The sequence below is a fragment of the Mycobacterium sp. IDUB_37 genome (assembly GCF_055419245.1).
Window position 1 is genome coordinate 497,730 of the sequence record NZ_JBVAXG010000002.1, and the last position, 19,903, is coordinate 517,632.

The window sequence follows — 19,903 nt, forward strand, 5'->3', positions numbered from 1 at the left end:
GTTGTTAGGCTACAACGCTTCTCAGCAGTCCGAAGGCGAAGTCGGTGCTCAGGCCCCGGCGCAGTGCGAGCTGGATCCAGATCAGTCCGTAGGGCTCCAGCAGACGGGCCATGGTGATGTCGCCGAGGTCAAGAGACTCGAAGCCCAGTTCGCTCACCAGATCACCGGTGACCTTCTTGGCCGTCGTCATCGCCACAGGCCAGCATGACCGGTTGGGCTGGGAGGCGCGGACGGGCGATGCCGATGCGCCGGAGCTGACCGTGCTACGCGGCGATGAACTGCGACCGATCACGATCCCGCGAAAGTGACTCCTGTCAGCTGCTGCGATACCGTCCACATGCGTAATGCGTTGTCCACGTTGCGAAGTGGGGCCCAGAGCTTCTGTTCGCCGGGAGGGCCGCCGACGTTCCCGGGCCACTGGGGGCCGTAGAAGCCGCCGTCGCTGGCTTCCGGCGAGGTGGCGGCCATCAGGGCGGGCAGCTTTGCGCTGTCTACCGTCCCGACGATCAGGCCGCGCTTCGAGAGCCACCGGATGATTCGGACACCAACGGTGTCTTCGGCCCGTCCAACCTCAGGGCGTGCGGCAAGGAGGTTGGTCGGCGCGACGCCTGGGTGGGAAATGTTGCTGCTGATTACCCAGCCTGCTTCCGCGCTGCGGCGGCCGAGTTCGAGGCCGAACAGGCCGACAGCGATTTTGGACTGCCGGTAGGCGCCCATGCCGTCGTACTTGTGCTCCCAGTTCAGGTCGCCCCAGTTGATCGACCCGCTACGGGCGGCGATGCTGGTTTGCGACGTAACCCGCGCCCGTCCCGCTTTCAGCAGCGGCAGCAGGTGGCCAGTCAGGGCGAAGTGGCCCAGGTGGTTGGTGCCGAATTGCAGCTCGAACCCGTCGGCGGTGGTCTGCCGATCGGGCGGCGTCATGACGCCCGCGTTATTGATCAGCAAGTGGATCGGAGCTCCCTCGGCACGCATTTTCTCGCCGAGTGCCGCCACCGACGCGAGGGACGACAGATCCAGCGACTCGAGGGATAATTTCGCCGCCGGATGCCGTTCGCGGATCGTCGCGACGGCCGCCTCACCCTTGTCGGGGTTGCGAACCGGCATGACCACCTCAACCCCTGCACCGGCGAGTTCGGTGGCGATAAGAAGTCCGACGCCGTCACTCGCGCCGGTGACCACCGCCCGCTTTCCGGAGAGGTCGGTGATGGTGAGGTCGTATTGCCCGCGTGGCATTTGCGCGCTCCTATGTTTGTGTGGTTCGGCACCGGTTCGGGACTTGCCGACAACACTTCCTGGCGGGCGGCGATGTATCCACGGACTGATGATCCGTGGCTAACTGGTCTGACACCGGGGGAGGATGCACGGATGATCGACCGAACGGGACTGGCCGAGTTCCTGCGCCGCCGCCGAGAAGCGCTACGTCCCGAGGATGTCGGACTGCCACGTGGGCAGCGCCGTCGGACGACTGGACTCCGGCGCGAGGAGGTCGCGGCGCTCTGCCACATGTCGACCGACTACTACTCGCGCCTGGAGCGAGAGCGCGGTCCGCAACCCTCGGACTCGATGATCGCCTCGATCGCCCAGGGTTTGCACCTTTCCCGCGACGAGCGCGACCACCTCTTCCGGCTTGCCGGGCGACAGCCGCCGGCCCGGGGCTCTGACACCGACCACATCGGCCCCGGCATGTTGCGGATCTTCGACCGGCTCACCGACACCCCGGCCGAGATCGTCACCGAGTTGGGCGAGACTCTGCGGCAAACCCCGCTCGGCGTCGCGCTCGTCGGTGACATGTCCCGGCACACCGGTCCGGCACGCAGCATCGGGTACCGATGGTTCACCGACCCGGCGGTGCGAAACCTCTACCCCAGCGAGGACCACGAGTTCTACTCGCGGATGTATGTCTCAGGGCTTCGCGGAGTGCTCGCCATCCGCGGGTCCCATTCCAAGGCCGCACGACTTGCCGACCTCCTCCTCGCCAAGAGTGCAGACTTCCGCGAACTCTGGAAGGAGCACGAGGTCGGTATCAGACCAAGAGACATCAAGCGGTACCTGCACCCCGAAGTCGGACACCTGGAGCTCAATTGCCAGATCCTGCTGGACCCCGAGGAGTCGCACGCGCTGTTGGTCTATACCGCGGTACCAGGCAGCGAGAGCTACGAGAAGCTGCAGTTGCTGTCGGTGATCGGCGTGCCATCGCTATCGCTTGAGCAACCGGATCAATCCGGAAGCCGGCGGCGAGGCTCCGATAACCGGAGCCAAGAACAACCACGCCCATAGCCACCCCGGACGCACGCCTGCGTCGTCCAAGGTCGCTAGAACAGTGAAAACCGCCTGCGCGATCCAGAACGGGCCAAGAGAGATGATCGCGCCGAATCCGACGGCGACTCCGGCCTCCCACTTCATCGACGGATCGCCGGAGTCTCGGACCTGAGTCGCGAGCGCAGCCACCACGATGGCGATGCCGAGCCCGAGAACGAGCGCGACTATGTCTTTGACCGGCACCGCTTGATTATCGCCGCCGGGGGCATCCGTCGGCGAGGATGGGCATGTGCAAGAACTGGCGCGATACCAGGAGGGATTCGCCTCGGTGGTCGTGTCGCGCGACGGCGACGACCTGGTGTTCTGGTCGGACTTCGACGACAACGGCAAGTCGATCGTGTCGGAGTCGCGGATGGCGGTGGCCGACTATGTGGCGAAGGGCGAGGGCCCGTGGCCCTGGTACGACCTTCGTGACCGGCAAGCGGGTGCACTGCAGGTGCTGGACGCACTCGGTGTGCCGGCGCAGCGATGGACCGAACCGTTGGCTCCCGAGGTTTTCCAGATCTTCGCGCGGGCAGCCAACGGATGGGCCTCGGTTGGCGGACTTCTTGAAGCGGGGGTCGACGTCGACGCGGTCGACGCATGCGGGGCCACACCACTCTGGTACGCGGTGCGTTCACTGCAGCCGCAGGCCGCACTGGTGCTGATCGACGCCGGCGCCGACGCCGGCCGCCGAATCGAATTGTCTGCGCAGGGAGCATGTTTCACCACGATCCTGCACGAGATCGTGCTGCTCGGCCGGTCGACGGCGCTCGAACACGCGCTGGCTCGACAGGCTGACCCGTCGTTACGGGATTCTGACGGCGCGACGCCGATGCATCGTTTGGGTGATCGATCCGACCATCTCAACCCGGAGCTGGTGCGCTCACTCGTCGCCGCCGGCGCGGACGTGAATGCGTCGACGACGAGCGGTCAGCGGCCGATTGAGGGAGCGGCCCAGCGGCTGCTACCGGCGACAGTGGCGACCATGCTGGATTTGGGCGCAACGCCGGCCAAAGCGCTGACCGCCATGCTGATTTGGTGGGCGGCGAATGCGCGCTGGGCCGGATACCGACGCGGCGACGTTGTCGACATCGTCGAGATCTTGCGTGCTGGTGGAGCGGTGGTCAACGAGCGCGACCGCGAGTTGGCGGCGAACGCCGTTGAGCCAGCCGTCATTTCCGCGCTGCAGGACTAGGACGGTGCTACCGGCAAACTTCGACTACGAGGTGTCGGATGCCGGTATGACGGTTGCTCCGGGTCCATTCCGGAGGCTGCAGCAGTCTCATGGAGTCAAACCTGTCGAGCAGCTCCTCGAATAGCACTCTCAACTCTAGGCGGGCCAGGTTGGCGCCAAGGCAATAGTGGACACCGTAGCCGAACCCCAAGTGCGGGTTGGGTTTACGGGTTATGTCGAATGTCGAGGCGTTCGCGAACACCGCCTCGTCGCGGTTCGCGGACCCCTCCCAAATCTGGACTTTCTGGCCCGCTTCGATATGGCAACCGCCTAGGTCGACATCGCGGGTGGCGGTGCGACGCTTCGACGGCGACGGCGATGACCAGCGTACGAACTCTTCAATCGCCGTCGGTAGCTGGCTGAGGTCGTTGCGCAGCAGGTCCATCTGGTCTGGGTGTTCGACCAGCGCCAGTAGCCCGCCGGCCACCGAGTTCCGGGTGGTTTCGGCACCTGCGCTGAACAACAAGCTGAAGAACAGATACAACTCGAGGTCGGAGAGTTCCTCGCCGGAGCCGTCCGCGACGGAAGCATTGGCAACGACGGACAACATGTCGTCGGTCGGATTGGCGCGCTTGTCCGCAATCAACTGCTGTCCGTAGGTGTACATGCGTGAAGCGGCGTCCTCGTTCGACATCTGCCCTACGTCGGCTTTGCGTGAGCCGCCGAAGTCGAACTGCGGCTCGATGGCGTGAAAGAGCCAATGTCGTTCGGACTCAGGCACTCCCAGCAGAATGCAGATCATCTGCATCGGAAGCTCCGCGGCCACGTCGACCAGGAAGTCGAAGGGTTCGCCCGGTGTGACGCCGTCGAGCAGTCGGCGGGCCCGGGCCCGCAGGTCATCCTCGACTCGTTTGATCACCCGCGGCGTCAGTCCGGAACTGACCAGTCGCCTGACGGCCGAGTGCCGCGGGTCGTCCATCATGTTGAGGACTTGTCCGGCAATCGCTAAGTCCTGCAACAGGGTTCCGCCGTAGGGGCGATCTCCGCCGGTCACCGATGAATACGTTGTCGGGTCGCGGAATACCTCGAGCGTCTCGGCATGCGTGGCCACGGACCAGAATCCCTCGCCGTCAGGGGTGTTTTCGGTCGGGAGGTGCCAGTAGATGGGTGCTTCACGCCGGTGCAATGTGAACAGGTCATGCGGGAAGCCCGATGAGAAGTTGTCCAGATCAGTCAGGTCGATGTCGGACAGGCAGACGGGCGTCATCCCCACTCCTTCGGTTGTCGGCCTCATCGTGCAGCATCTCGATGATGTCTATCACACGTTTCAATCATGTGATAGACACAAGCCGACGATCACTCTTTACGAAGGAGTTGTCAGGTGAGTCTGATTGCCGAGTCGTACGTCGACGCTGTCAACCGCGCCGACCTGGCCGCATCCAGACGTTCGACATCTACTACCGGTAGAACAGATCAACCCCGATGACGCCATCAGAGGTCTCCGATGCGACCCCGGGCAAGAGTGTTCTCATTCGCGAGGATGAGCGGGAGTTGCCCACGGAGCGGCGGCTGTTGCTTGCGGCCGAACGGCTCTTCGCGGAGAGGGGAGTCGATGCGGTCTCTCTGCGCGCTATCAACGCGGCCGCCGGAACCAACGTTGCGTCATTGCACTACCACTACGGATCGAAAGACGCCGTGCTCGAAGCCGTGATTCACGAACGCAGTCGCGAAATCCGCAACACCAGGTCACGCCTCTTGGAGAATCTGGAGGACTCAGAGGAGGTGACCGCGCGCGGTCTGGCGGAAGCCTTCGCCATCCCGGTCGCGGAACTCAGTGCCGCCGGCGGCGATGCATGGATCAGATTCATCTCGAACATGATCGCCACTGGCCACCCGGCCCTTGATGTCGTGACGCAAGGATTCTTCGACCACGGGACGCGGTTCCGTGCTCTCGTCGAAAGACTTCATCCAGGTTGGAGCAATGGAACCGTGGTGTTCCGATTGTCGCAGGCGATGTCGCTGACTTTTCGGGTGTTGGGCAACGTCGGCGCCGTCAGGGCCACCGTTGCGGCGGGCGGAATCGACATGGATGCCGACGAGGTGCTGCGGGAGTTGCTAGACCTTCTCACCGTGCTTCTGGGCGACCCCGCGCCCACCGCCCACGGATAGCCGGTCGAGAACCGCCTCCGGTACCGCCATTCTCGTGAAATGGATCACAGCTATCCGCGTCGCCTGTGACGGTGCTGTGAAATATCCGGCCATATTTGTCTGATGCGTCAAATCGCCGTTGCGGTGCGATTTGCAGAAGTGTGGGCGAAATCACATCAAGCAGCGGGTCGAGGTCTGACCCGGCGATTGAACTTTCAGTGAATCAGCAGCTACTTCCGATAGTGGATCAGGCACCCGGCCTGCGAAGTTGCTTTTTCCGACAGCGGATATTGCTCACACGTGGCGAAGGTGAATACCCAGTGTCGCCCGATCTTAAACATCACAGGTAAATAGGTTTATTGAACGTCTGTCAAAGACTATTAGCTGTGCTCCGCCAGAGTTGTTCAAACAAAAAGTACGAATCACCAAAGAATTGGAGTACATAGGTATAACTTGACTGAAGCGGGGGTACAGACACCGAGTCGGACCAATGGGGAGCGACGAAGCTGCCTGGTCTGAGACCACGTCGGTAGGGGGACAGATGTCGTTTTTGAATACACAGCCGGAGGTGCTCACCGCCGCGGCGGGAGACCTTGGCAGCATCGGGGCTGTTGTTGAAGCCGGTAACGCGGCCGCCGCAGTCCCGACCACTCAGGTGTTGCCTCCGGCCGCTGATGAGGTTTCGACCTTGACAACGGTCCAGTTCGCCGCGCACGGGCTGCTATACCAGCAAATCAGTGCGCAGGCCGCCGAGATCCACCAACGTTTTGTCGATGTCCTAGGGATCAGCGCTGCTTCCTACGCGGCTACCGAGGTCGCCAACGCGGCCACGGTCCAGTGAGTTTGCAGAGGTCGCACCATGGACTACGGAGCCTTACCGCCCGAAATTAATTCCACCCGGATGTACACCGGACCCGGCTCGGGTCCGTTGGTTGCCGCTGCGGCGGCGTGGGATGCCCTGTCATTCGAACTGCGTTCAGCGGCAGCCGCGTATGGAACGGTGATCGAGTCGATGATCAGCGGGCCGTGGGTGGGCCCGTCATCGGCTGCCATGGCCTCCGCGGCCGCACCCTATGTCGCGTGGATGAGCGCAACGGCGTCGCAGGCCGAGATGGCCGGCAGCGTCGTCAAGCAGACGGCGGGCGCATTCGAGTCAGCCTTCGCCATGACGGTGCCGCCGCCGGTGGTTGCCCTGAACCGCGCCCAGGTGCTGATGCTTGCCGCGACGAACTTCCTCGGGCAGAACACGGCGGCGATCGCGGCCCTGGAAACCGAGTACGTCGAAATGTGGGCGCAGGACGCGATGGCCATGTACTCGTACGCGGCGAACGCCGTGTCAGCCGTGACGGGCGTGACGCCGTTCACCTCGGCGCCGGAGACCACCAGCGCGGGCGGGCTCGCCGCGCAGGCGGCCTCCCAATTGGGTTCGTCGTCGGGCGGCGTGCAGTCGGCATTGTCGCAAGTGGTCACCGCGGTCCCCGGCGCGCTGCAGGAGCTCGCATCGCCTGGGTCTACGGCACTGGCGCAGTCCGGACTCACCGGCGGGACCACTGGCGCCACCGCTGCTGACAGCTCCTCCCTGGGGGGGCTTTTCGGAAGCATCCCCGGCAGCAGCCTCTCCGACTCGGTGCTCGCCCAGTACGCCACCTACCCGGGCCTGTTCGGTCTGTTCATGGGCGTCAACGCGCTCGGTCCGCTGATGAATCCCGGTCTGTGGTCGCAGCTTTCGTCAGCTGCAGCCCAACAGGCTGCAGCTGAGGGTGCCGCGGCGGCAGCCGCTGCGCAGGGTGCAGCGGGTTTCGGTGGCATGGGCGGGTTCGCAGGTATGGGAGCAATACCGGGATTGGCTCAGGCCGCCGCGGTCGGCGGGCTTACGGTGCCGTCGAGCTGGGGGTACGCCGCCAAGGGTCCCGCAGCGATGCTTGGCACCATGCCACTGGCGGCGCCGATCGGTTCGGTGGATCCCAATCTTGCTGCTGGCCTCGGTATGCCGATGGTAATGGGCGGAGGGGCGCGAGGGGGCGCCGCAGGCGGTAACACCAAGTACGGTTTGCCGCTCCCCGCAGTGATGACGCGCCCGCCAGCCGCCGGATACGGGCCGGGGGCAGGCGGACCGCCCGCAGCGGCTTATCCAGTACCGGAAGGGTTTCCGCTCAGCGGACAAGCTCCGCCCGGGTATACGCCCGCGATCGTGTATGTGCCGACCAACGGACACGCTCCGACTAATTGATATCAGGGGGGCATCCGTCGTGATTGCTTGCAACGCACGTCGGATGAAGACAAGGGAGGGAATTTCAATGGCCGCAAGCTTCATCACCTACTCGCACCAGCCACGGTCGGCGTCTCAACGCGGTGAGCTGACCATGACATCCACAGAATCACGCCGGAACGGTTAAGCGATCATGACGACATCAGACCTCATGGACATGCCGGAGAGGCCCATGAACCCTAAAGTGGCTTCGCTACTGGACCGTCAACGTGCGACGAGCCGCGATCGCCGATCGGGTGGAACGACGACTCTGGCCCCGGCAGCGCCGAGGCTGCACCTGTCGTCCGCCACTGATGTCGAGGCAGAGATGTCCGGGTCAAAGGACAGGGGGCGGATGGGGTTACGGCATCTTCGGCAGGTCCGGGCATGGATGTGCGTGCCTCCCATGGACTTTGCGATGATCGTGCTGCCCATCCTGTGGCGACCGTACCAGGTTCACGCGGTGCTGGTGATGGCCGTGCTCGGGGTCCTCCTGCTGTCCGGTGGCGGTCGGTACCGTGCGCGTCTGCACCTCAGTGTGCTTGACGAGCTGCCGACGATCCTGGCGCGGGTGCTGACGGCCGCGGCGGCGGTTGCACTGATGATCGCGATGCTCTATCCGCAGGATGCCGTCATCATGTTCCTCAAGACGGCCTGCTGGGCGGTGCTGTTGGTGGTGATCGGCCGTTTCGTCACCACGCAACTGATCGCGCTGGGACGACGTACCGGAATCACCCGGCACAACACCATCTGCATCGGCGGCGGTCCGATTGCTGCGGAGCTGGCGAAGATTCTCGGTGAGCACCGCGAATACGGTCTGACGCTCAAGGGATTCGTCGACGACGGTCACGACCACCAGGCGGAGAGCGAGCTGCCGTTCCTCGGCACCCTGCGGGCCCTCGACGAAGCCGTCGAACGCACCGGAGCCGACGTCTTGTTGATCGCCGACGGCGACTTCTCCGAAGGTATGTTGCACGATGCGGTGCGCACGCCGCTGTGCCAGCGCACCGACCTGCTGATCGTGCCGCGTATGCACCACTTCCACACTCAGACCGGCATGGCCGACCACATCGGCTCCATCCCCGTCATGCGGATTCGCACGCCCAACCTCCGTGGTCCGTCTCGGCTCATCAAGCGCCTGTTCGATGTGGTGATCGCGTTGATCGCCGCGGTGGCCGTCCTGCCGATCCTGGTGGGTGCCGCGATCGCGGTCCGCATTGAAGGTGGGCCCGGCATCTTATTCCGCCAGACCCGAATTGGCCACAACGGCAAGCCTTTCCAGCTACTCAAGTTCCGCTCGATGAAGCCGGCAACCCAGCGCGAAGGGGACACCAACTGGTCAGTGGCAACCGATCCGCGCATCGGTCCGGTGGGCCGTTTCCTGCGGCGTACCTCGGTCGACGAACTGCCGCAGCTGTGGAACATCATTCGTGGTGACATGACGCTGGTGGGACCGCGGCCCGAGCGGCCCTACTTCGTCGAACAGTTCTCGCAGCAGTTCGACCGGTACGCCCACCGCCACCGGGTGCAGGCCGGGCTCACCGGCCTGGCGCAGGTCAGTGGCCTGCGGGGCAACACCTCGATCGCCGACCGGGCCCGCTACGACAACTTCTACATCGAGAACTGGTCGCTCTGGCTCGACACCAAGATCATCTTCCGCACCTTCTCCGAAGTCGTGTTTCACGGCGGTAGTTGAGTAGAGACAACGAATGAATCATCAGGACAACGCGGTTCGTGAACCGCTCCCAAGAGACGCGCGGGTATACATAGCCGGCCATCGTGGCCTGGCCGGCTCCGCGATCTGGAAAGCCATGCAGCGGTCCGGCTTTCGGAATCTCTTCGGCGCGGCTTCACGTGATGTTGACTTGCGGGACCGGGAAGCCGCGTGCGCTTACGTCCAGTCGGTACGTCCGGACGTGGTCGTCATCGCGGCCGCCCGGGTCGGTGGCATCGTCGCCAACAGCACGTTCCCCGTTGACTTTCTGTCCGATAATCTCCGCATTCAGGTCAATTTGATGGACGCAGCACTTGCTGCCGGCGTCGATCGGTTGTTGTTCCTCGGCTCGTCCTGCATCTACCCCAAGTTCGCCGAGCAGCCGATCAAGGAATCCAGCCTGATGACCGGCGAACTCGAGTCGACGAACGACGCATACGCGGTCGCCAAGATCGCCGGCATCACGCAGATCGGCGCTGTGCGTCGCCAGTACGGGCTGCCCTGGATCTCGGCGATGCCGACGAATCTGTATGGGCCAGGCGACAATTTCGATCCCGAATCTTCACATGTGTTGCCGGGCTTGCTCCGACGCTTCCACGAAGCCGCGCGCGATGGCCGCGAGCAGGTAGAGCTGTGGGGGAGTGGAACTCCCCGGCGGGAGTTTCTGCATTCGGACGACCTCGGAAACGCGGTCGTTCGCCTGCTGGACAGCTACGACTCCGCGCAGACCATCAATGTGGGCACCGGTAAGGACATCAGTATCCGCGAGCTCGCCGAAACTATCGCCGACGTAGTCGGTTTCGACGGCCGCATCGTTCAGGACACCAGTCGTCCGGACGGCACTCCACGCAAATTGCTTGATGTATCTCGGATTACCAGCCTCGGCTGGAGCCCGGCGATCACGCTGCGATCGGGGCTGGAAAGCACCTATCAGTGGTTCGTCGAGCATCACGAGGAAGCCCGGCTGAGTGCGGTGACTCAGTGAGTGACTCCATGACCAAATTGCCAGAGGCGGTACAAAAGTGAAGAAAGCTCTCATTACCGGTGTGACCGGACAAGACGGTTCTTATCTGGCAGAGCTACTGCTGGACAAGGGCTACGAAGTGCACGGTGTGATCCGGCGTGGCTCCACGTTCACCACCTCCCGGATCGACCACCTCTACACGGACCCGCACGAGGACACCCGCTTTTTCCTGCACTACGGTGACCTGACTGACGGTTCGCGTCTGGTGACGCTGCTGCAGAAAGTGCTGCCCGACGAGGTGTATCACCTTGGGGCGCAGTCCCACGTGCGGGTGAGCTTCGACGAACCCGAGTTCACCGGCGACACCACGGGCATCGGCACGACTCGTCTGCTCGAAGCGATTCGCATGATCGGGCTGGAATGCCGGTTCTATCAGGCATCGAGTTCGGAGATGTTCGGCGCGACGCCGCCGCCGCAGAACGAGCACACCCCTTTTCACCCCCGCAGCCCGTACGGCGCTGCCAAGGTGTACGGCTACTGGATGGCCCGCAACTACCGCGAGGCATATGGGATGTACGCGGTGAACGGGATCCTGTTCAATCACGAATCGCCCCGGCGTGGAGAGACCTTCGTTACCCGGAAGATCACCCGGGCTGTCGGACGGATCAAAGCCGGGCTGGATAAGGATCTGTACCTGGGCAACCTGGACGCCGCGCGCGACTGGGGTTACGCCAAGGAGTACGTCGAGGGCATGTGGCGGATGCTGCAGGCGCCCGAACCCAGCGACTACGTGCTGGCCACCGGCACGTCGTACACCGTGCGCGACTTCGTCTCGGTCGCCTTCGATCACGCAGGCCTGGACTGGGAGAAGTACGTCAAGTTCGACGAGCGCTACATCCGTCCCGCCGAAGTGGACTCGCTCATCGGTGACGCCTCGAAGGCCGAATCAGAGCTCGGCTGGACGCCGCAGATCTACATGCCGGAACTGGCCCGGCTTATGGTGGACGCCGACTACGAGACGGCCATGGATCAGGCTGCCAACAAAGAGCGCCAGAGGCACGCCCACAGGTTTGACGCCAAGCCCGCACAAGTTCCCACCAGCGACGATAACCGCGCTACATTTGTGAAGCCGCATCTCACCGAAGTCGGGTAGCAGGTCCAATGAATCCCGAAGACGCCGAAGAATACACCGTAGGCCTCGGCCAAATTGTTGCTGGCGCACGGCGCCAGGTAGAGGAAGGCGCTCGCCTCGGTGTACCGCAGGCGCTGGGTATGTCTCCCAGCGAGTGGGTCGAGTCACGGCTCGGCGGACCGCCGGATGGCAGAACACCCGCGAAACCACAAGTTGCGCCCGAGGCCTCGTCGTCCGATGAACCGGAAGCCGACAAGCCGGATCGGCGCAAGCGGCTATTTCGCCGACCGCCCCATGCGGGTAAAAAGTCGTCGACTGCCGCTGCCGAGAAACGGCCCGACGGTCATCGCCTCAAATTCAACTATTCGCCACGGCATTGGCTGCTGATCCCGATTCTCGGGGTGCTCGGCCTGCTCGTGGGATTGACCTGGGGGGCTTCGGCTCCGGCGATGTACAAGTCGCAGTCGGCAGCGATGGTCAGCATGACCGCGCTGCCCGCCGACAATCCGTACCACAGCGATCCATTCAGCGGCTCACAGTTTGCCTTGCAGCGGGTACAGAGCTACGCCGAGCTGGCAACTTCTCCGCAAGTTATTCAGGCGGCGATCAACGAGTTACATCGCCCCGACGCCGCCGAGATAGCAAAGAATGTGAACGTCTCCTCTACCGGAGGCGTGATGCTGTGGGTGACGGTCGAAGACCGCGATCCCCAGGCTGCGGCCCACTTGGCCGACTCGGTCATGGCCAACCTCGCTCGTTCCGTCGCGACGCTGGAGGGCGACAACGGCCAACGTCCACCGGTGCAGATCGTCCCGGTCCAACCGGCGATCGCGCCGGAGCAGCCAGAGGCCACCGGCGGATTCCTCAAAACACTGGGCGGCCTGGTGGTCGGGCTGGGCCTGGGCATTCTCGCCTTCCGCTTCATCCGGTCCCGCCGGAGCGGCCCCCGTGAGCCTGCCGTGCCGGTGAAACCGAAGGCGGACGCGGACGACGACAGCCCGAGCGTCGTGATGCTTCGGGTCGGGGATGGACGCGACTTTTCCCGGAAAGTGGGCCGGTGACCACTGAACTCGTGTCCCCTGAAACGGTCGGTAGCACCGAGGTCGGGCGGCAAAGGTCCGTTTGGCGATCGCTGCTGGCGACCGGCGGCGCCCGCGTAGTCGTACTCCCGGTGAGTGCGGTGTGCGGGCTTATCGTCTCTCGTCTCACCACGCTTGCCGTCGGCATCGACCAGTTCGGCGCGGTCATGTTGGTGGCCATGCTGAGTCAGCTGCTGATGTTCGCCGATCTGGGGGCCGGCGCCGCCGTCGCGACGGGACGCGCCCAGGTGCACGAAACGCCCACGGGCGCCGACCATTTCCAGCGAACCCTGCTAACCGCGATCCGCACCACGTTGTGTGCCGGTGCACTGCTCGGCGTCGTCGCGACCGTTATCGCTCTGCTCGGAGCCTGGCCCACCTTGCTCGGAATGCATGACAGCAACTTCAGTGCCGATGCGAATCTTGCCGCAGTGCTGACCCTTTCGGCTTTCTGTGTGTCGCTGCCTTTTGCACTCGGAGCCGATGTGCTCAGAGGTAGCGGCCGTTTGCACGAAGCGGTGCTTCTTGCCGGCGTGTCCGGTCCGGCGTCGCTGGCGATCACTGCGGTGCTGTACGTCCTGAAGGCCCCAACCCTCGCGTACGTCCTGCCGATCCCGGTCGGTGTGCTACTCGGTTACATATTCTCCGCGCTGCGCGCGCACCGCACCGACCGGCCCATCATGGCCGGCCTACTCCGCAAAGTGCTTCGACCGCAGCGCTTTCCGGGCCTGGCGATTTCCGCAACCGCCCTGCCGATGTTTGCGGTGATGATCGGTCTGCCGTTGGCGTTGCAGTCGGACCGCATTGTCCTTTCGCACCGAGTGGACCCCGCCAGCCTTTCGGACTACTCCTACGTGGTTCAGCTCTATACACCCTTGTGGTCGGTGATCTCGGTTGCGGGACTGGCATTGTGGCCCCATTTCGCCGCCAAGAACCTGCCTGTGGAGGCACAGCGCAAGAGTTGGTTGACCGGAATGGCGGTGCTGGGTACAGGTGGCCTGGTGTCAGCGGCGGGATTTCTGCTGCTGAGTCCCTTGGCGATTCAATGGATGAGCGCGGACTCGTCCCACCCGCGGTGGTCGTTGTTGTTCGCCTTCGCCGCGCTGTTGGTGGTGCAGGCGGTCCACCTGGCGTCCGGCATCATGCTGATCTCGCCGGGACAGCTGCGATTCCAGGCAGTCTGCGTTCTGGCGCTCGTCGTCACAAACCTGCCGCTGTCCTGGGTACTGGCGGGAACCATGGGGGCCGCCGGACCGGTCTGGGCCTCCGCGATCACGGTGGCCGTGTGCCAGCTGATCCCCGGGTTGGTCGTCGCGAACCGCACCACTTCCAGGCAAGCCGCACTCCGCCGGCGCGACGCGGAGCCGGCCGATGGGTGAGTCAGTTGTATCGGCGGGCATGGGGGCGCTGTCGATAGTCGCCGCGCTGATCCTGTTCAGCGCCCTGCGGAAGTCGATGGCGCGCGGGGAGTGGACGGGTACAACCAAGTTCGGCTTTGCGATGGTGATGCTGACCGTCAGCACCGTGGAAATCTTCGTGACGTTCTTCGGCATCTGGACGAAAAGCACCAACGCGTACTACAAGAGCACCGTCTGGGCGGTGCCGGCCAGCGCGCACCTCGCGATGCAGGTCCTCATCCTTGGGTTGGGACTCTTCGCGACGGTTGCGTTCGTCGTGCGATTCCGGCGGGGTGACACCGTCCTCAACATTCCTGCGGTGCTTTTCCTCTTGATGGGGATCGTCTCAGCGGAATCGGCACTCATCCACGGTGACAATCCGTTCCGGCCGCTGTCGCTGGTGTTTCTGGCTGTCGTGGCGGTCTGCACTGTCGCGCCCCGTGGGATGGGCATACACCTCGGCGTCGGCACCGCCTGCATGATTGTCGCGATTGCGAGCGGTCTGACCTTCATCATTCACAAAGACTTCAGCGTGTTCCCCTGTACGACAGACAGTTACACCGCTGACAAGTGCGGGCTGCTCGGCTTCAATTTTCGCGGCATCTTGGAGAACGCGAACGCCATGGCGATGTTCCTCACGCTTGCCGTGCCTTTTATCTACATAGGCTTCGGTTCGTGGGAGGGTCCCGTACTGTCCGCCTACACCGTCGGTCTCATTATGCTGACCGGGGGCCGGTCGGGGATGATTGCCTCGGCCGTCACCCTGGTCGCGCTGGTCGCGCTGCGACCCAACATCCGCCACGCCGTCGCGACGCCGGTACGTAGCGGGTTGCTGTACGCCGGACTTGCGGTGTTGGTAGCCGTCGGCATTGGTCTGCCGTTCCTGTCTACGGATCCCACCGCGTTTCATGGTCGAACATCCCTGTGGATGATGGCGCGGAACGCACTCTCTGAACCCATGACATTGCTCTACGGCACCGGAATGTTGGGCTGGCAGCATGTGCGGGACAGCGGAATGATCGACCCGACCGCCTCCTATTCGGTCCACAACGAGTGGCTGCAGGTCCTCTACTCCACGGGCCTCATCGGTTCGATTCTGTTTCTCGCGGCGCTGGGATTGCTGCTGTGGCAGGCCCGACCCAACTACAGCCTGGTCATGGGTTCCGTGCTGATACCGGTCTTCGTGCTGGCGGCAACGGAGCGCCCGTGGCCGATCGACACTTGCGATTGGTTGATCTGGGCGATCCCGGCGACATTCTTGAGTTACCCGATCGTAAGTCGGCGTTCCGCCGAAGGAGTTGCGAAACCGGGGCTTTCGCGGACAACGACAGTCAGCGATGCCCCGGATGATGAGTCGAGCGGCCGCGTCTGGCGCACGGATCTGAAGGTGGCCACGTGATAGTGGAAACAGGAAGTGAACCGGTCACAATCTGCGTCAACGGCAAGTGGCTGGCCCAATCTGCCTCTGGCACGCAGCGTTACGCGACCGAAGTGATGCGTTCGATCAGCGCTACCGCGATCGCGCCGCAGGTGACGCTGATCGTGCCCAAAGACGCGGTGCAGCCACCGTGGGCCGCGAACTTCCGGATCGTCCGGTCCCGCTTGCGTGGCCAGCTGTTCGAGCAGTTGGCACTGCCTTGGCATTCCCGCGGCAAACATCTCTACTCGCTTGCCGGGCCCGCGCCGCTGGCCAAGCGGGATCAGACAATGGTCATGCACGACGCGATGCCGTTCCGCAACCCTCAGACGTTCCGGCCGCTTTTCGTCCTGTGGTATCACATCCTGTACTCGGTGCTGTCGCGCACCGCAAAGCGCGTCTTCACGGTGTCGCTGTTCAGCAGGGCCGAATTGGCCTCCGTGCTGAGAGTTTCGGAGTGCCGATTCCAGTTGGCGCCCTGCGGCGCGGATCATGTCGATCGACATCGACTGGCCGGCCCCAGGGCCGCATTACCGTTCGAGCCCGGGTCGTACGCCTTGATCGTGGGCAACCTGGCCCCGCACAAGAACGTCGTTGCCGCAGCCGACGCGCTGTCCAGTGCCGGCATCCGCGTGGTTGTGGTTGGCGGTGCACAACATGTCTTCCGCGATGTGGCCCTGGTGCATCGCGAAAATGTCTGCTTCCTCGGCCGTATCGACGATGGTCGGCTCAACAGGCTCTACAACGAGGCCGGCGTGCTGGTGGCACCGTCCGCGTACGAGGGCTTCGGACTTCCGATCGTCGAGGCCGGCAGGTTCGGCTGCCCCACGGTTTACGCGATGGGTTCGGCCATGACCGAAGTTGCCGGCGAAGGTGGACTCGGCTATCCGGTAGGGGATTTCAGCAAATGCGTAGCCCTCGTGAGGGAGGTCATCGCTTCCCGCGAGTTGCGCGAGGATCTCAGCTCGTCGGCGAAGCACAATGCCGAACGATTCAGTTGGTCGCGCACCGCGGAAACGCTCTTCGCGCCCGAGATATCCTCCGCGGCAGACGAGCACTCTGACACCCGGCAATCGCCGCTGCGGATCTTGCACGTCACCGAGACATTCTCGGCGGGTACCGGATCCGCAATCATCGGCTACGCGAGGGCGATTCAACACCAGGGTGTCGAGTCCTCGCTGCTGGCCCAAGACCGCGGTTCGGGTCTCCTCGACGAGCTTGGCGGCTCGAATCCCTTTGTGAACGCGCGGATTATCGCGCCCGGCTTGCCGAACCTCTGGCGGGCAATCGGATCCGCCGTCGACGAGATCAAACCCGATATCGTGCACCTGCACTCGTCGATGGCAGGCGGGGTGGGCCGGCTCAGATTCCTACTGCGGCGGCGGCAGATCGTGGTCTACAGCCCGCACTGCTTCGCCTTCGAACGACGCGACATCTCCAGAATGCAGCGGTGGGCTTACCGCGGTGTGGAGTTCCTGCTCGCGCGCCGAACAGCCGCATTCGTCTGCGTCAGCCCGCACGAGGGGGAGCTCGCGCGACAACTCGGATCCAAGGCGGACGTGGTCAACCTGCTGAACTCGTTCGGCGGACGTGGTCATGAAACTACGGCAGCGGTCACCGCGCCCACGCGCCCGGAGTCGGATGCCATCAGCATCGTGACAGTGGGACGGGTTGCGCCACAGAAGGATCCGGACATGTTCGTCCAGATCGTCTCGATGCTGCGGGGCGCCGACGACGTCACGGCGACGTGGGTGGGCGACGGAGTCGGACACACCCGTGACAACCTGGAGTTGTCCGGTGTTGAGGTGACGGGGTGGCTGCCGGTAGAGCAGGTGCCGTCGGCAATCTCCGGGCATACCGCCTATGTGCACACGGCCGGATGGGAAGCGGCGCTGCCGATCGCGGCCATTGATGCCATGGATGCCGGCCTGCCCGTAGTGATCCGGCGAAATCCGGCCTACCGCTTCATGTTGCCAGATGACTGGCAATTCGACGATGCCGCGGAAGCCGTGCAAATGATCCGTGCCCTCAGCCGGCAACCCGCGCGCATACGTCGCATCCGGGAGCAATTCGAATTGATGGCCGAACTGCGCAAGGACAGCCCTGAGGTGGTCCTGGCGCTCGAATACCGAAGGCTGCTGCGGAAGTCGGAGGCAACACCGCGTAACGACGCGTTCTGCCACGACGGCAGCGGACCTTCGACTAGACGCGGCGGCGCCGTGATAAAGGAGAGCTGGTGGCGGCACCGTTATTCAGCATCGTAACGATCACCTACCAAAACCTGGAGGGCTTGCGGCGCACGGTTGAATCCGTGCGGTCGCTGACGTTCTGCGATCTGGAACACATAGTGATCGACGGCGGGTCAACCGACGGCACAGCCGAGTGGCTCGCCGAGAACTTCGACGGCACCTGGGTCAGCGAGCCAGACGGCGGTCGCTACCACGCGATGAACAAGGGCTCCCGGATGGCAAGCGGTGAGTACCTGTGGTTCATGCACGCGGGTGACTCGTTCGGCGATCCGTTGGTATTGGACCGCGTCGCCACCGCGATCAAAGAGGCCGAGACGCGTCCGGAATGGTTTTATGGCCTGGCGCGCGTGGTGAATTCAGATGGGAGTCTGCATTCGACGCTGGGCATCGTCCCGTTCCGGATGTTCAACTTTGCGGTGCTGCTGCGACCGATGCCGCATCAGGCGACCGCAATTCGGCGCGAATTGTTCTGGCGGATCGGTGGCTACGACGAGGAATTCGGGATAGCAGCAGACCAACTGCTCATGCTGTGTGCCGCTGACCTCGCGCCGCCGCTGCCACTCGCCGACTTCCTTTGCGACTTCGACGGCACCGGAATCAGTGCGAACAGGTCAGCGTTGTCGCTCTATCGCGATGGCAGGCGGATGGTTCGCCATCTCAACTCTCCAGTCCTGCGCTGGCGGGCCTTGGACACCCTCATTGCGTTCAGCTATGCGCTGGTCCGGCAACTGGCGCAGTCATTCCGCGCAGTCGCCCTGCGTCCGAACAAGTCTGCCGCCGCTGTTCAACTGACATCCGGGCGGCCGTCGTGAGCCCGCGGATCGAGGTCAGCGCCGTCCGTGATCTTGGTGGGTTGGCAGACTTGAGGAGCGAATGGACCAAGCTGCATTGGGATGCCGCTCCCGGGTCGCCTTTCGAGCATCCGGCCTGGGTGGAGACCTGGGCCAAGCATTTCGTACCCGAAGGCGACCTGGAATGTGTTGTCGTGCGGGATCTCTCGTTGGACCGCTCGCTGATCGGGGTCGCACCGCTGTATTGGCAACAGCGCGGGGTGGGCGGGCTGGGTGCGACCTGCGTTCAGCCGCTCGGCGCCGGGCGTAACCATGCTCTGACCGAGGTGGTTCAAGTGCTCGCGCTGCCGGAACGCACCAGCGAGGTGGTGCGGGCGGTGGTGCAGCACCTGGAGGGGCTGCCAGGCTGGAATTGGGCACAGCTGTCCCTCGGACCCGCCCAGGGCTGGTTGCTGCCGCAGTGGCTCGAAGACCGGTCTGGCGCGATAATCCGGCACTCCAAGGCGCGGCCCTGTGTGGTTTTCGACGATTTGCCAACCGACACAGCAGATCTCAAGAGTCTGCTGAAGCGCAACGTCCGAGAATCACTGCGTCGCAGCCGTAATCGTTCGGCGAAGTTGGGCGGGGTGAGTTTTCACTCTGCGTCAGATCCGGTTGACGTCGAGGCCGCCATCCCGAAACTGGCGCGGTTGCACCGGATGCGCTCGAGGATGCCGAATAAGGTCGAACACCCTGACATACTCGGCGGCGCCGAAGGTGAGTTCTTCGTCGAGGCGGTGCGCAACCTTGCCCAGTACGGGTTGGCCCGGATGTACCTGGCCGAGCACGAAGGCAGGGCCATCGCGGCGCAACTCGTGCTCTCCGACGGCCACAACGACTACCTGTCGGCCAGCGGGCTGGATCCCCTCTACTGGGAGCTGAGCCTCAACACCACGTTGATCTACAACGCGTTGTCGGAAGCGGTCGAACTCGGGCGCAGAACGCTGAACCTCTCGACCGGACCCAGCACGTCGAAGAACCGCTGGAGTTCCACGGTCGCGACTTACCACGATTTCTCGATCGTGCGGACAGATCGCCGATCACGTTGGCTTTTCGGGGCTTTCGCCCATGCCGGTCTTGCGCTCACTCACCACCATGAGGCTCGCTGGCACCGCGTCAAGGCCGATTCCGAGGGCACATCGGACTTCCCGCGGACAGTCGGCCAAATCGCCTACGGAGCGAGGGCTTTAAGTCAGCAGCGGGCGGCGACGGCTTACCAGTTGTCGCGGCTCAGGAATTCTTAGGACTAG

Annotated in this window: 17 protein-coding genes and 1 pseudogene; 14 read left to right on the top strand and 4 right to left on the bottom strand. The window is 63.8% G+C overall.

Annotation, left to right across the window (positions count from 1 at the left end; genetic code table 11):
• Nucleotides 1-4: 4 nt before the first annotated feature.
• The gene (locus tag ACZY1I_RS08950; RefSeq protein WP_463753995.1) at nt 5-190 is read right to left on the bottom strand and encodes a hypothetical protein; all 186 of its coding nucleotides are present in this window, start codon (nt 188-190) and stop codon (nt 5-7) included.
• A 98-nt stretch (nt 191-288) separates the two neighbouring features.
• A complete protein-coding gene (locus tag ACZY1I_RS08955) occupies nt 289-1,233 on the bottom strand; it encodes an SDR family oxidoreductase (protein ID WP_463753996.1) in 945 nt (314 codons plus the stop codon).
• 132 nt (nt 1,234-1,365) lie between these two features.
• On the opposite strand from ACZY1I_RS08955, the gene ACZY1I_RS08960 reads away from it, so the two are divergent.
• Nucleotides 1,366-2,277 carry a helix-turn-helix transcriptional regulator gene (locus ACZY1I_RS08960; protein ID WP_463753997.1) on the top strand — a complete coding sequence of 304 codons (912 nt, stop codon included), beginning with the start codon at nt 1,366-1,368 and terminating at the stop codon, nt 2,275-2,277.
• Here ACZY1I_RS08960 and ACZY1I_RS08965 read toward each other — a convergent pair.
• Nucleotides 2,197-2,502 (bottom strand): hypothetical protein, encoded by a 306-nt coding sequence (locus tag ACZY1I_RS08965; RefSeq protein ID WP_463753998.1) that lies wholly within the window; start codon nt 2,500-2,502, stop codon nt 2,197-2,199. The two genes, ACZY1I_RS08960 and ACZY1I_RS08965, sit on opposite strands and share 81 nt — an antisense overlap.
• Nucleotides 2,503-2,548: 46 nt before the next feature.
• Here ACZY1I_RS08965 and ACZY1I_RS08970 point away from each other — a divergent pair, with 46 nt between their 5' ends.
• Nucleotides 2,549-3,496: an ankyrin repeat domain-containing protein gene (locus ACZY1I_RS08970; protein WP_463753999.1), complete on the top strand. Its 948-nt coding sequence runs from the start codon at nt 2,549-2,551 to the stop codon at nt 3,494-3,496.
• Between the two features lie 7 nt (nt 3,497-3,503).
• On the opposite strand, the gene ACZY1I_RS08975 is transcribed toward ACZY1I_RS08970, so the two are convergent.
• Nucleotides 3,504-4,742, bottom strand: coding sequence for a cytochrome P450 (locus tag ACZY1I_RS08975; protein ID WP_463754000.1), 1,239 nt, complete (start codon nt 4,740-4,742; stop codon nt 3,504-3,506).
• 215 nt (nt 4,743-4,957) lie between these two features.
• Between ACZY1I_RS08975 and ACZY1I_RS08980 the strand changes: the two genes are divergently transcribed.
• The 12 genes and pseudogenes from ACZY1I_RS08980 to ACZY1I_RS09035 all read left to right on the top strand — a co-directional run bounded on the left by ACZY1I_RS08980 (nt 4,958) and on the right by ACZY1I_RS09035 (nt 19,897).
• Nucleotides 4,958-5,644, top strand: coding sequence for a TetR/AcrR family transcriptional regulator (locus tag ACZY1I_RS08980; RefSeq protein ID WP_463754001.1), 687 nt, complete (start codon nt 4,958-4,960; stop codon nt 5,642-5,644).
• Nucleotides 5,645-6,164: 520 nt separating this feature from the next.
• Nucleotides 6,165-6,464, top strand: coding sequence for a PE family protein (locus ACZY1I_RS08985; RefSeq protein WP_463754002.1), 300 nt, complete (start codon nt 6,165-6,167; stop codon nt 6,462-6,464).
• Nucleotides 6,465-6,482: 18 nt separating this feature from the next.
• Entirely contained in the window at nt 6,483-7,853 is a 1,371-nt protein-coding gene (locus ACZY1I_RS08990) for a PPE family protein (protein ID WP_463754003.1), read from the top strand.
• 424 nt (nt 7,854-8,277) lie between these two features.
• A complete protein-coding gene (locus ACZY1I_RS08995; RefSeq protein WP_463754004.1) occupies nt 8,278-9,567 on the top strand; it encodes a sugar transferase in 1,290 nt (429 codons plus the stop codon).
• 13 nt (nt 9,568-9,580) lie between these two features.
• Complete coding sequence (locus tag ACZY1I_RS09000) at nt 9,581-10,570, top strand: GDP-L-fucose synthase family protein (protein ID WP_463754005.1); 990 nt, start codon at nt 9,581-9,583, stop codon at nt 10,568-10,570.
• Nucleotides 10,571-10,607: 37 nt separating this feature from the next.
• Nucleotides 10,608-11,561, top strand: a pseudogene (gmd, locus tag ACZY1I_RS09005) (GDP-mannose 4,6-dehydratase); the annotation flags it as partial.
• A gap of 149 nt (nt 11,562-11,710) precedes the next feature.
• Entirely contained in the window at nt 11,711-12,742 is a 1,032-nt protein-coding gene (locus ACZY1I_RS09010; protein WP_463754006.1) for a YveK family protein, read from the top strand.
• Nucleotides 12,739-14,139: a lipopolysaccharide biosynthesis protein gene (locus ACZY1I_RS09015; protein WP_463754007.1), complete on the top strand. Its 1,401-nt coding sequence runs from the start codon at nt 12,739-12,741 to the stop codon at nt 14,137-14,139. The genes ACZY1I_RS09010 and ACZY1I_RS09015 overlap by 4 nt, the downstream gene beginning before the upstream one ends.
• A complete protein-coding gene (locus ACZY1I_RS09020; protein WP_463754008.1) occupies nt 14,132-15,556 on the top strand; it encodes an O-antigen ligase family protein in 1,425 nt (474 codons plus the stop codon). Before ACZY1I_RS09015 ends, ACZY1I_RS09020 begins: the two co-directional genes overlap by 8 nt.
• Entirely contained in the window at nt 15,553-17,838 is a 2,286-nt protein-coding gene (locus ACZY1I_RS09025; RefSeq protein WP_463754009.1) for a glycosyltransferase, read from the top strand. The genes ACZY1I_RS09020 and ACZY1I_RS09025 overlap by 4 nt, the downstream gene beginning before the upstream one ends.
• Nucleotides 17,811-18,635 (top strand): glycosyltransferase family 2 protein, encoded by an 825-nt coding sequence (locus tag ACZY1I_RS09030; protein ID WP_463754010.1) that lies wholly within the window; start codon nt 17,811-17,813, stop codon nt 18,633-18,635. The genes ACZY1I_RS09025 and ACZY1I_RS09030 overlap by 28 nt, the downstream gene beginning before the upstream one ends.
• On the top strand, nt 18,632-19,897 hold the full coding sequence (locus tag ACZY1I_RS09035; protein WP_463754011.1) for a GNAT family N-acetyltransferase: 1,266 nt from the start codon (nt 18,632-18,634) through the stop codon (nt 19,895-19,897). Before ACZY1I_RS09030 ends, ACZY1I_RS09035 begins: the two co-directional genes overlap by 4 nt.
• Nucleotides 19,898-19,903 lie beyond the last annotated feature (6 nt).

Coding starts and splice junctions, on each gene's coding strand:
- ACZY1I_RS08975 (WP_463754000.1), bottom strand. CDS start 4,742: ATGACGCCCGTCTGCCTGTCCGACATCGACCTGACTGATCTGGACAAC.
- ACZY1I_RS08990 (WP_463754003.1), top strand. CDS start 6,483: ATGGACTACGGAGCCTTACCGCCCGAAATTAATTCCACCCGGATGTAC.
- ACZY1I_RS09010 (WP_463754006.1), top strand. CDS start 11,711: ATGAATCCCGAAGACGCCGAAGAATACACCGTAGGCCTCGGCCAAATT.
- ACZY1I_RS08985 (WP_463754002.1), top strand. CDS start 6,165: ATGTCGTTTTTGAATACACAGCCGGAGGTGCTCACCGCCGCGGCGGGA.
- ACZY1I_RS08980 (WP_463754001.1), top strand. CDS start 4,958: ATGACGCCATCAGAGGTCTCCGATGCGACCCCGGGCAAGAGTGTTCTC.
- ACZY1I_RS09020 (WP_463754008.1), top strand. CDS start 14,132: ATGGGTGAGTCAGTTGTATCGGCGGGCATGGGGGCGCTGTCGATAGTC.
- ACZY1I_RS09000 (WP_463754005.1), top strand. CDS start 9,581: ATGAATCATCAGGACAACGCGGTTCGTGAACCGCTCCCAAGAGACGCG.
- ACZY1I_RS08995 (WP_463754004.1), top strand. CDS start 8,278: ATGGACTTTGCGATGATCGTGCTGCCCATCCTGTGGCGACCGTACCAG.
- ACZY1I_RS08960 (WP_463753997.1), top strand. CDS start 1,366: ATGATCGACCGAACGGGACTGGCCGAGTTCCTGCGCCGCCGCCGAGAA.
- ACZY1I_RS08950 (WP_463753995.1), bottom strand. CDS start 190: ATGACGACGGCCAAGAAGGTCACCGGTGATCTGGTGAGCGAACTGGGC.
- ACZY1I_RS08955 (WP_463753996.1), bottom strand. CDS start 1,233: ATGCCACGCGGGCAATACGACCTCACCATCACCGACCTCTCCGGAAAG.